The organism is Pseudoxanthobacter soli DSM 19599, assembly GCF_900148505.1.
In the GTDB taxonomy this organism is placed as follows: Bacteria; Pseudomonadota; Alphaproteobacteria; order Rhizobiales; family Segnochrobactraceae; genus Pseudoxanthobacter; species Pseudoxanthobacter soli.
This window is the reverse complement of the sequence record NZ_FRXO01000001.1, coordinates 493,240-505,413: the sequence shown is the minus strand read 5'-3', so window position 1 is coordinate 505,413 and position 12,174 is coordinate 493,240. Positions and strand designations below refer to the sequence as shown.

General features: G+C 68.8%; 9 protein-coding genes and 1 pseudogene. All 10 read left to right on the top strand.

Annotated elements, in window-relative coordinates; all coding sequences use genetic code 11:
* The first annotated feature begins 12 nt into the window (after positions 1-12).
* Positions 13-963: an acyltransferase domain-containing protein gene (locus BUF17_RS02140; RefSeq protein WP_073625543.1), complete on the top strand. Its 951-nt coding sequence runs from the start codon at positions 13-15 to the stop codon at positions 961-963.
* A 281-nt stretch (positions 964-1,244) separates the two neighbouring features.
* On the top strand, positions 1,245-2,729 hold the full coding sequence (locus BUF17_RS02135) for a replicative DNA helicase (RefSeq protein WP_073625542.1): 1,485 nt from the start codon (positions 1,245-1,247) through the stop codon (positions 2,727-2,729).
* Positions 2,730-2,822: 93 nt separating this feature from the next.
* On the top strand, positions 2,823-3,968 hold the full coding sequence (gene alr / locus BUF17_RS02130) for an alanine racemase (protein ID WP_073625985.1): 1,146 nt from the start codon (positions 2,823-2,825) through the stop codon (positions 3,966-3,968).
* A 29-nt stretch (positions 3,969-3,997) separates the two neighbouring features.
* Positions 3,998-5,356: pseudogene (gene radA, locus BUF17_RS02125) on the top strand (DNA repair protein RadA); the annotation flags it as partial.
* Positions 5,357-5,703: 347 nt separating this feature from the next.
* On the top strand, positions 5,704-6,441 hold the full coding sequence (locus BUF17_RS02120) for a CvpA family protein (protein WP_073625541.1): 738 nt from the start codon (positions 5,704-5,706) through the stop codon (positions 6,439-6,441).
* A 470-nt stretch (positions 6,442-6,911) separates the two neighbouring features.
* Positions 6,912-8,399, top strand: coding sequence for an amidophosphoribosyltransferase (gene purF / locus BUF17_RS02115; protein WP_084563967.1), 1,488 nt, complete (start codon positions 6,912-6,914; stop codon positions 8,397-8,399).
* 154 nt (positions 8,400-8,553) lie between these two features.
* Entirely contained in the window at positions 8,554-9,357 is an 804-nt protein-coding gene (locus BUF17_RS02110; RefSeq protein WP_073625540.1) for an SDR family NAD(P)-dependent oxidoreductase, read from the top strand.
* A 159-nt stretch (positions 9,358-9,516) separates the two neighbouring features.
* Positions 9,517-11,058: a bifunctional metallophosphatase/5'-nucleotidase gene (locus BUF17_RS02105; protein WP_073625539.1), complete on the top strand. Its 1,542-nt coding sequence runs from the start codon at positions 9,517-9,519 to the stop codon at positions 11,056-11,058.
* A gap of 29 nt (positions 11,059-11,087) precedes the next feature.
* Entirely contained in the window at positions 11,088-11,558 is a 471-nt protein-coding gene (locus tag BUF17_RS02100) for a DUF488 domain-containing protein (protein ID WP_073625538.1), read from the top strand.
* 285 nt (positions 11,559-11,843) lie between these two features.
* The gene (gene sugE, locus BUF17_RS02095; RefSeq protein ID WP_073625537.1) at positions 11,844-12,158 is read left to right on the top strand and encodes a quaternary ammonium compound efflux SMR transporter SugE; all 315 of its coding nucleotides are present in this window, start codon (positions 11,844-11,846) and stop codon (positions 12,156-12,158) included.
* The last annotated feature ends 16 nt before the right edge of the window (positions 12,159-12,174 follow it).

Below are 12,174 nucleotides of genomic sequence, written 5' to 3'. Positions count from 1 at the left end.
AAGGCGGCGTTGATGACCCTCGCGATCCTGTGCTCCGGGCAGGGGCGGCAGCACCTCGGCATGTTCGCGCTGACGGGCGAGGCGCCGCAGGCCGCGAGCCTGTTCGCGCAGGCGGCGCGCCTTCTCGGCGGCCGTGACCCGCGCGAAATGGTGGCGACCGAGACGCCGGACAACCTCCACCGCAACCGCGTCGGCCAGATCCTCGCCGCCGTGCAGGCCCTCGCCGCCATGACGGTCCTGCGCGACGCGATGCCGGCGCGCCTCATCGTCGCCGGCTACAGTGTCGGCGAGGTCGCCGCCTGGGGCGTCGCCGGCGTCGTGGAGGCCGACGTCATCCTCGATCTCGTCGCGCGCCGTGCCGAGGCGATGGATGCCGCGTCGCCGGCGGGCGACGGCCTTCTGTTCGTGCGCGGCCTCTCCCGTACGCTGATCGACGGCCTCTGCACCCGGTTCGGAACCTCGGTCGCCATCGTCAATCCCGGCGACGCCTTCGTCATCGGCGGCGCCCGCACCGCGCTCGAAGCCCTGGCCGGGGAGGCGAGGGGGCTCAACGCCGCCCGCGTCGTCGACGTGCCGGTGGAGGTCGCCTCCCACACGGCGCGTCTGGCGTCGGCATCCGTGCGGTTCCGTGCCGATCTCGAGGCGGTCCCGGTGCGCCGTCTGCCCGTGGCCGGCATCCGGCTCCTGAGCGGCATCGACGGCGCCGCCGTGGTCGATGCCCGCTCGGGGCTCGACAAGCTCGCAGCCCAGATATCGCAGACTGTACAATGGGATGCCTGCCTTCAGGCCTGCGTCGAGGCCGGAGCGACGGCCTTCCTGGAACTCGGCCCGGGCCCTGCCCTCAAGGAGATGGCGGCGAGCGCCTTTCCCGAGAGTCCGGCGCGATGCCTGGACGATTTCCGCACCATTGAGGGCGCACGGGCCTGGCTCGGCCGGCTGCGTTCGGACGCCGGCGAACCGTAGGGAATCGAACGGCGGTGCGCCTCCGCGGCCGCTCGCCGTGTCGATGGACTCTCCCCGACTCAGGCCCCGGTTGATATTGTCCTGTTGATATCGGGGAGCCGTCCGCGCGGGTGAGCACGGTTGCTTCCCTCGCCACTCCAAAGCGGTTAACCAAGGTGTCCGCCGTCGGCACCGCACCGACCATTCGGGTTCCGGCGAAGATGCCCGGCGACCGGGGAGGGCAGCGGTTCGGACCCGACCGCACAGCGGCGCGCTTTCAGATCGCGCCACCGGAGAGCCGCATGGACGCCACCGCGCGCAAGATCGAAACGGCCGGGCCGCTCGCCCGCATGGCGCCGCACAACGTGGAACTCGAGCGTCAGTTGCTCGGCGCCATCCTCGTCAACAACGAGACCTTCTATCGCGTCTCCGACTTCCTGGAGGCGACGCACTTCTTCGTCGATGCCCATCGCCGGGTCTATGAGAAGATCTCGCAGCTGATCCGGGCGGGCAAGACCGCCTCGCCGATCACGCTGAAGACCTTCTTCGGCGCCGACGAGCAGATCGCCGACATCTCGGTGACGCAGTACCTGCTGCGCCTTGCCGCCGATTCGACCACCGTCATCAATGCCGAAGACCACGGCCGGCTGATCTTCGACCTCGCGCTGCGGCGCTCGCTGATTCACATCGGCGAGGACATGGTGAATGTCGCGTTCGATTCGCCGATCGACACTCCGCCCAAGAGCCAGATCGAGGACGCCGAGCGCCGGCTCTACGAACTCGCCGAAACTGGGCGCTACGAGGGCGGCTTTCAGACCTTCTCCGAGGCGCTGACGACCGCCGTCGACATGGCGGCTGCCGCCTATGAGCGCGCGGGCGGGCTTTCGGGCCTCGCCACCGGCCTGAGCGACCTCGACCGCAGCATGGGCGGCCTGCAGCGCTCGGACCTCATCATCCTTGCCGGCCGTCCGGGCATGGGCAAGACCTCGCTCGCCACCAACATCGCCTACAACGTCGCCCGCAACTACAAGGCCATGGCGTTGCAGGACGGCACGGTGAAGGCCGAGGATGGCGGCATCGTCGGCTTCTTCTCGCTCGAAATGTCGGCCGAGCAGCTGGCGACGCGCCTTCTCGCCGAACAGTCCGGCGTGCCGTCCTCGCTGATCCGCCGCGGCTCCATCGATGCCGAGCAGTTCGAGCGGCTGGCGGCGACGGCCCAGGAAATCCAGACGCTACCGCTCTATATCGACCAGACCGGCGGCCTTTCCATCGGCCAGCTCGCCGCCCGCGCCCGGCGGCTGAAGCGCCAGCGCGGCCTCGACCTGCTGGTGGTCGATTATCTCCAGCTGCTCCAGGGCTCCGCCAAGCGCTCCGAAAGCCGCGTGCAGGAAATCACCGAGATCACCACCGGCCTCAAGGCGCTCGCCAAGGAGCTCGCCGTGCCCGTGCTGGCGCTCTCCCAGCTTTCCCGTCAGGTGGAATCGCGCGACGACAAGCGGCCGCAGCTCTCGGACCTGCGCGAATCCGGCTCCATCGAGCAGGACGCCGACGTCGTCATGTTCGTGTTCCGCGAGGAATATTATCTCAAGAACAAGAAGCCGAAGGAGGGCTCCGAGGAGTTCTTCTCCTGGCAGAACGAGATGGAGACCGTGGCCGGCGTCGCGGAAGTGATCATCGGCAAGCAGCGACATGGCCCCACGGGCACGGTGCTGCTGCAATTCGATGCCGAAGTGACCCGATTCTCGAATCTCGCGCGCGAAGTTTCGCTGCCCGACAGACTGGAATGAGAGCGGATGACCGCGCCCGATAGCCGAGAGGCGACCGACGACGACAGGCAGCGCACGGAGGATTCCGACGCCGCCCGCACCCACGCCGAGAACATGGCCGCGCTGGCGGGCGACATGCGCGCCTTCACCGGGGGACGGCTCGTCATCGACCTCGACGCCCTCGTCGAGAACTGGCGCACCCTCGCCGAGCAGGCCGCTCCGGCGGAATGCTCCGCTGTCGTCAAGGGCGACGCCTACGGTATCGGCCTGGACGCGGCGGTGCGCGCGCTGACGGCGGCAGGCTGCCGCACGTTCTTCGTCGCGCTCGTGTCAGAAGGGCTGGCGGCCCGCTCCGCGTCGCCGGACGCAGACATCTTCGTGCTGAACGGCCTGCCCGCCGGTGCGGCGCCGGTGTTCGCGGCGGCTCGGCTGAGCCCGGTGCTCGGCTCCCAGGCGGAGATCGCCGAGTGGGTCGATTACCGCCGCAGCCGCGGCGGCGACACGCCGCCCGCCGCGCTGCACATCGATACCGGCATGAACCGCCTCGGCATCTCGCTGGGCGAAGTCGCGGCGCTCGCCGCGAACGGGACGCTGCCGGGGCGCGCCGGCATCGATCTCGTCATCAGCCATCTCGCCTGCGCCGACGTGCCCGACCACCCGATGAACCGCAGCCAGTTGAAGAGCTTCCGCGCCGCGCGGGCGCTTCTGCCGGGTGTGCGGGTGTCGCTCGCCAACTCGGCGGCGACCCTGACCGATCGCGGCTATCATTTCGACCTGGTGCGGCCGGGCATCGCGCTCTATGGCGGCGGCGCCGTCTCGGGTTACGAGAACCCGATGCGGCCGGTCGTCACCCTGGAGGCGCGCATCGTCCAGATGCGTTCGGTCAAGGCCGGCGAGACAGTCGGCTACGGCGCCGCCGAGACCACCACCCGCGACACCCGCATTGCCATCGTCTCGGTCGGCTATGCGGACGGCTTTCCCCGGGCAGCGGGCGGTCGCGACGGCGACCCGGGTGCCCTCGGCTCGCTCGGCGGCATCGCCGTGCCGCTGTTCGGCCGCGTTTCGATGGACCTGATGGCCTTCGACGTGACGGACGTGCCGTCCGAATTTACCCGGCGCGGCAATTATATCGAGCTGTTCGGCCACCACGCCTCACTCGATGCCGTGGCGGCGCGCGCCGGCACCATTCCCTACGAGATCCTGACCCATCTCGGCCGCCGCTACGCCCGCCGCTATATCGGCGCCGGGCGTCCCCGCTGACGGCCACAGGCAGAAGGTTCGCCGGTTAGATGGCCAAATCCCGAACACAGTTCGTCTGCCAGTCCTGCGGGGCGGTCACGAATCGATGGTCGGGCAAGTGCGAGGCCTGCGGCGCCTGGAACACCATCGTCGAGGAAGCCGACGACGGGGTGCTCGCCGGGCCGAAGGCCTCGCCGCGCAAGGGCCGCAACATCCCGCTCGCCTCCCTGTCCGGAAGCGAACCGCAGGCGCCGCGCATCGAGAGCGGCATCGCCGAACTCGACCGGGTGACGGGCGGCGGCTTCGTGCGCGGTTCCGCCATCCTGATCGGCGGCGATCCCGGCATCGGCAAGTCGACGCTGTTGCTCCAGACCGCCGCCGCGCTCGCGAGGACCGGCGAGAAGGTGGTCTATGTCTCGGGCGAGGAAGCGACCGCGCAGGTGCGGCTGCGCGCCGAGCGCCTCGGCCTTGCCGGCGCGCCGGTCGCGCTCGCGGCGGAGACGAGCGTCGAGGATATTCTCGCCACGCTGGCGGGCGAGAAGCCGGCGCTGGTGGTGATCGATTCCATCCAGACGCTCTGGACCGCCGCCGCGGAATCCGCGCCCGGCACGGTGACGCAGGTGCGCGCCTGCGCCCACGCGATGATCCGCTACGCCAAGCAGAGCGGCGCGACGGTGGTACTCGTCGGCCATGTCACGAAGGACGGCCAGATCGCCGGACCGCGCGTCGTGGAACACATGGTCGATGCGGTCATGAGCTTCGAGGGCGACGGCTCCGGCCCGTTCCGCGTGCTGCGCACCACCAAGAACCGATTCGGGCCGACCGACGAGATCGGCGTATTCGAGATGACCGGCCTCGGCCTGCGCGAGGTGCCGAACCCGTCGGAGCTGTTCCTCGGCGACCGCGACCAGTCGAGCCCCGGCACGGTGGTGTTCGCCGGAATGGAGGGCACCCGCCCGCTTCTCGTCGAAATCCAGGCGCTCGTCGCGCCGTCTCCGCTTTCCATGCCACGGCGCACCACCGTCGGCTGGGACGGCAACCGCCTCGCGATGATTCTCGCCGTGCTGGAGGCACGCTGTGGCGTGCGGTTCGGCTCGAACGACGTTTACCTCAATGTTGCCGGTGGGTTGCGCATCGTGGAGCCGGGGGCCGACCTCGCCGTGGCGGCGGCTCTGGTGTCGTCCCTGAGCGGGGTTGCCCTTCCTCCGGATTGCGTCTATTTCGGCGAAGTCAGCTTGACGGGCCGCATCCGGCCGGTCGGCCACGCGGCGTCGCGCCTCAAGGAAGCCGAAAAGCTCGGTTTCCAGTCGGCCGTGGTTCCGGAGGCCGTGGCCGGCGAGGAAGCGCGCGGGCGGTCGATCGCGGTGCGGGGAACGGCGGCTCTGGCCGATCTCGTCGCGGACGTCGCCGGCGGACACCGTGCCGAGGGTGCGCGCGCGGTGAGCGGGCCGGACCGCGACCGTTTCCGCTCGGGCGGCAGGCAGATCGCCGGCCCGGCGACGAGAACTGGAACGGGGCGGGCAGGGCTGACCCGGGCAGAGGCGGGCCGTGAAGCAGCGGGCCGCTGGGACGATGGCGATTGGGAGCCCGAGATGTGAGGCGGCGACGATGCCGCGCCGGGGCCGTTTCTGGAAGAAGTTGGATTTGAGTCGCGTTGCGTTTGCCGCCGGTGTCCGGTGTACGGTGCCGTCGGCGTTCCGAACACGGTCGTGGGATTCGGCGGCCCGCTTCGCGCCGCACGAGGGATAACCGACAGATGTCGATCACAGCTCTCGACGGGGTTGTCCTCGTCGTCACTCTCCTGTCCGCGGTGCTGGCCATGGTGCGCGGCTTCGTCCGCGAGGTGCTCTCCATCGCGTCCTGGGTTGCGGCAGCCGTCGCGGCCTACGCGTTCTACGACAAGCTGCTTCCCTTCACCCAGCAATACGTCAAGAATCCCCACCTCGCGCTGGCGCTCACCATCGCGGCGATCTTCCTCGTGGCGCTGATCATCGTCAGCGTGATCACCATGAAGATCTCCGATTTCGTCATCGACAGCCGGGTCGGCTTCGTCGACCGGGCGCTCGGATTCGTGTTCGGCGCGGCCCGCGGCATCCTGCTGCTGGTCGTGGCGATGCTGTTCTTCAACTGGCTGGTTCCGCCGGCGAAGCAGCCGAGCTGGGTCGCGGACGCCCGCTCGCGGCCGATGCTGGACGATCTCGGCCAGCGGCTGATGGCGCTGTTGCCGTCGAACCCCGATGCGATGCTGCGCGAACGCCTCGGCACCCTCGGCGGCGTGCTGCCACCGGCCGAGACGCCGGCACCGGGCGGCGACACCCAGAGCGGCACCGGCGAAGGCGCTGGCGAGACGCGCGGCACGGCGTCGCCCAACGATCCGGCCTACGGCAACAACTCGCGCCAGAGCCTTGATCAGCTGATCCAGTCGACCGACGGCAACCAGCAGTCCCCGCCGGCTGCACCGCCCGCGGCGGCACCCGCAGCCCCGGCGCAGTAGGCGGCGGGCGGCCTACCGGCCATCCTCTCGCCAGGCGGAAGCCGGACGATGCGATGCGCCCGCGTTCCAGCGCGGACGCCCATGCGGAACGAGCGGATCCGCTTTGCCGCCAAAGGGGTTGTTGGCGACCTTGGAGACGGTTAAAGGTGCCGGCGCAGGCAGACTTCGTGTTGGTTTGCCGCGTGGGCTTCCTATATTGGGGTCGTTGCGACTGCCGTCGAACCCGCCATGGCGAGGACCGCCTCGACGGACGCGACAGTGAAGCGGCTACATCGATGATCGGGGCGAAGGCTGGAGCGCTGTCGCCTCATCCGTGATCGGCGATGCGCTCCGACAGTCCGGCTTTCTGCGTGACCTCGGCGCATTCCGTGCTCCGGGGTCTTGTTCTTGGAAGCCGGTTCGAGGAAGCGGTTCCGGCCGGGCGAGGTTTCGCACCGGGCCGGCCACCCGAGCGGTTGAGAGGGATGGCGATGGACGTTCACGACCAGTACGGCGCCGGGTCCGGCGTGGAAGCGGCCGGTCCCTTCGACGGCGATCACCTGCACGAGGAGTGCGGCGTCTTCGGCGTCTTCGGGCACCCGGAGGCGGCGGCGCTGACGGCGCTCGGTCTTCACGCCCTGCAGCACCGCGGGCAGGAAGCCGCCGGCATCGTCTCTCTCGACGGCGAGGCGTTCTGTCTCGAACGCCATATCGGCCTCGTCGGCGACACCTTCACCAAGCCCGCCGTCATGGAACGGCTCAAGGGCAACAAGGCCATCGGCCACACCCGCTATTCCACCACCGGCGCGCCGGTGCTTCAGAACGTCCAGCCGATGTTCGCGGAATTCGCCGGCGGCGGCTTCGCGGTCGCCCACAACGGCAATCTCACCAATGCCCGCGTGCTGAAGCGCACGCTTCAAGGGCGCGGTTCGATCTTCCAGTCGACCTCCGACACCGAAACCATCATCCACCTGATTGCCACGTCGAACCGCGGCCCGCTGATCGACCGTCTCGTCGACGCGCTGCGCCAGATCGAGGGCGCCTATGCCATCGTCGCGCTCTCCGAGGGCGGCATGATCGGCTGCCGCGATCCTCTCGGCGTGCGCCCGCTGGTGCTCGGCGAACTCGACGGCGCCGCGGTGCTCGCCTCGGAGACGTGCGCCCTCGACATCATCGGCGCCCATTTCATCCGCGACATCGAACCGGGCGAACTCGTGGTCATCACCGAGCGCGGCATCGAGAGCCTGCGCCCGTTCCAGCCGGTGCGTCCGCGCTTCTGCATCTTCGAATATGTCTACTTCGCCCGGCCGGATTCGGTCGTCGAAGGCCGCAACATCTACAATGTCCGCAAGAATATCGGCGCCGAACTCGCGCTCGAATCCCCGGCTCCGGCCGATCTCGTGGTGCCGGTGCCGGATTCCGGCACGCCGGCCGCCATCGGTTACGCCCAGGCAGCGAACCTTCCGTTCGAACTCGGCATCATCCGCAACCACTATGTCGGCCGCACCTTCATCCAGCCGACGGATTCGATCCGCCGCATGGGCGTGAAGCTGAAGCACAACGCCAACCGCGCCATGCTTGAGGGCAAGCGCGTGGTGCTGATCGACGATTCCATCGTGCGCGGCACCACCTCCCTGAAAATCGTCGAGATGGTCCGCGACGCCGGCGCCACCGAAGTGCACATGCGCATCGCCAGCCCGCCGACGACCGATTCCTGCTTCTACGGTGTCGACACGCCGGAGAAGTCGAAGCTGATCGCCTCGCGCATGTCGGTCGAGGAGATCGCGGCCTTCATCAAGGTCGACAGCCTCGCCTTCCTCAGCATCAACGGGCTTTATCGCGCCGTCGGCGAGGCGAGGCGCCAGAACGCCGAGCCGCAGTTCTGCGATGCCTGCTTCACCGGCGAATATCCGACCCGGCTGACCGACCACCAGGAAGAGGCGCCGCGCCGTCCCCCGCGTCTCGCCGCCGTCGGCTGATCGCAGCGCGCCGATCGTCGCGGCGCCCCGACGGGCCGGCCGGCGAACGACTGAGCCGGCCTTGTGGAGCCATGCCCCTGCAGGCTGGCCTGCCGCGCGTGGATGCGTCAGACTGCTTTCCGATCAAGACCAAGAAGACGTTCGGGGGAACACCATGAGCGAAGGCGCCGTCGCGGACGACACCGCCGGGAAGACTGACGCCCATAAGCCGTTCGCCGGCAGGATCGCTCTGGTCACGGGTGCTTCGCGCGGCATCGGCCGGGCGCTGGCGCTCGGCCTAGGCGCGGGCGGCGCGCACGTCGTGGCACTTGCCCGGACCGTGGGCGCGCTCGAGGAACTCGACGACGAGATCCGCGCGGCGGGCGGCGAACCGATCACGCTGGTCGCCGCCGACCTGAAGGATCTTCCGGCCCTCGACCGCCTCGGGGCCGCGCTGCATTCCCGCTGGGGACGGCTCGACGTGCTCGTCGGCAATGCCGGCATTCTCGGGCCTTTGACCCCGGTCAGCCATCTCGAGCCGAAGGCGCTGGAAGACGTCCTCACCGTCAATGTCACGGCGAACGCCCGGCTGATCCGCTCGCTCGACCCGCTGCTGCGGCAGTCGGAGCACGGCCGCGCGATCTTCCTGTCGTCGAGCGCGGCGTGGCGCGGCCGGCCGTTCTGGGGCGCCTATGCGGCCTCGAAGGCGGCCCTCGACGCGCTGGTGCGCGCCTACGCGGCCGAGACCGAGAAGACGTCGCTGCGGGTAAACCTCGTCAATCCCGGCGCCACGCGTACGCGGATGCGCAAGCAGGCGATGCCGGGCGAAGATCCCGAGCTGCTGCCGCCGCCGTCCGATCTGGTGCCGCCGCTGCTGGAACTGCTGAAGCCCTCCTTCACCGAAACCGGGCGCGTCTACGACTTCCCCACCCAAACGCTGATGGGCTTCCGCGCCCCGGCTCCGCTTGATCAGGCCTGACGCGATCTTGCGGGCCTGACGCGATCTCGCGCGGGTGCCGAGCGGCGTCTCTCTTCGGCGGCGATTGTCACCGCCGTCGGGCCGGCGCTAATCTCGCGGCATGTTGCGCCGCCCCAGCGCAAATTCCGAAGCGCAAGCCCCGACAGAGAGTGCCGTCCGATGCCGAAGCTTACCCGCCGCGAAACCCTCGGCGTCGGTCTGGGGGCCGGGCTGTCGCTCGGCTTCATGCCGGGTCTCGTGCGCGCCGCCGAAGCCGGGCCAGCCCCGGGCACCACGTTCACTTTGCTCCACGTCAACGACATCTACCGCATGTCGGACGTGAAGGGCTGGGGCGGCTTTCCCAAGCTGGCGGCCGTGGTGAAGGCCGAGCGGGCGCACGGCACGCCGATGATGTTCACCCACGGCGGCGACACGTTCTCGCCCTCGCTGATGTCGAGCTTCGACAAGGGCGAGCACATCGTCACCCTCACCAACATGGTCAGGCCGGACTTCTTCGTGCCGGGCAACCACGAATTCGATTTCGGCGAGGCCGTGTTTTTCACGCGCCTCGCCGCCTGCAAGTTCCCCGTCTATGCCGCGAACATGCGGCAGGCCGACGGAACGGCGGTTCCCGGCATCCGGGACAACGAGATCGTGGAACTCGGCGGCGTCCGGCTCGGTTTCGTCGGGCTCGCGCTCGACACCACGCCGGATGTCTCGCAGCCGGGCAGCCTGAAGTTCCTGCCGAGCCTCGACGTGCTGCGCGAGCAGGCCGCGGCGCTGCGCAAGCAGGGGGTCGACATGGTCGTGTGCGTTGCCCACGCCCAGCGCTCGCTAGACGACCAGATCATCCGCGAGCGCATCGTCGACGTCCTCTTGACCGGCCACATCCATGACCTCGCGATCCGCTGGGACGGCGCGGCGCTGCATGTGGAATCGAACGAGGACGGCAACTACGTCACGGCCATCGACTTCATCGTCAAGGTCCGGGAACAGAACGGCCGGCGGCAGGTGACCTGGACACCGAGCTTCCGCATCTACGACACCATTGATGTCGTGCCGGATCCCGAGGTGACGGCGGTCGTCGCCGGCTTCGAGAAGCAGCTTTCCAAGGCGCTCGATGTCGATCTCGGCCCGACGAAGGTGGAACTAGACAGCCGCACCATCATCGTGCGCACCCGCGAGGCGCTGATCGGCGACGTCATCGCCGATGCCCTGGCCCGCTCCACGCGGGCCGACGTCGCCATCATCAACGGCGGTTCGATCCGCGGCGACACCCGCTATCCGCCGGGCACCATGCTGACGCGGCGCGATATTCTGACCGAACTGCCGTTCGGCAACACCTCCGTGCTCGTCAGGATCAGCGGCGCGACGCTCAAGGCCGCGCTGGAGAACGGCTTCTCCCGGCTGAACGATGCCGGCGGCCGTTTCCCGCAGGTGTCCGGCATCGAGGTGGAGGTCGACGCCAGCGCGCCGGTCGGCTCGCGCGTGGTCTCCCTCAAGCGCAACGGCGTGCCGGTCGATCCTCAGGCGACCCTTGCGGTCGCATCCAACAATTTCATGCTCGCCGGCGGCGATTCCTACGACATGCTCCGGGACGGCACGGTGCTGATCGGCGCCACCGATGGGCTTCTGCTTGCGAACGTGGTGATGGATTATATCGCCGCGGCCGGGGGCGTCGCCGAGCCCGCCGACGGCGGCAAACGGATTATCTTCACCTGAGCGGTAGCCGGGAAAAGCGGGGCAGGGACATGACGGCGACCTCGGCGAAAGTGCCGATCTTCACCATCGGATACGAGCAGGTGACGCAACCGGCCGTGATCGATGCGCTGGCGGAGGCAGGTGTCGCGCTCCTCGTCGATATACGCGCCGTCGCGGCCTCGCGCCGGCCGGGCTTTTCCAAGCGCCAGCTCGCCGCCGGCGTCGCGGAGCGGGGGATCGATTATCTCCACCTGCGCAAGCTCGGCACGCCGGCTGAGGGCCGCCTCGCCGCGCGCACCGGCCGCTGGAACGACCTCAAAACCATCTACGACGCACATCTCGAGACGCCCGAAGCGATTGCAGAACGCGCGGTCCTGACCGACATCGTCCGGTCCGGCCGGCCGATCTGTCTGCTGTGCTTCGAACGTCATCCGGAGCACTGCCACCGCAACATTCTGGCCGGCCTCGTCTGCGACGATCTCGGTGTCGGTGTCGAGCACCTGTTCGCAAGCCCGATCTAGAGCGCTTTCCGATCTGATGGAATCGTCAGATGGACAAGAAATCGCTCCAGATTCAAAAGCTTGAGCATATCCTGATCGTCCGGCTCGTTCGATCTGCGCGGGATGCGTGCCCTGAGGCGGGCAGGCGAGGGCAATTCCGCCATGGCGGGGTGGCAACCCTGTCATGCCATCGCCTGCATTGCCGCATCGCGCGCGAATGCCTAGATTGTGGGCGCGAGGACGACCTCGTGCCGAACCGGCTTGTCACCCGGTGGAGACGACTCCGCCCGAATGCGGAGTCCCGCCATGGCGTGGCTTTATCTCATCGTCGCCGGCCTGTTCGAAACCGGCTGGGCGATCGGCCTGAAATATTCCGACGGCTTTACGCGGCCGTTGCCGTCCATCCTCACCGTGGCCAGCATGGCGCTGAGCGTGTGGCTTCTCGCGCTTGCCCTGAAGACGCTTCCGATCGGCACGGGCTACGCGATCTGGACCGGCATCGGCACGGTCGGCACGGTCATCCTGGGCATCGTGTTTCTCGGCGAGGCGGCGACGGTCGCGCGGATCGTCTGCATCCTGATGATCGTCGCCGGCATCATCGGCCTCAAGTTCGCGGCCTGACGACCCCGCGCGCCGG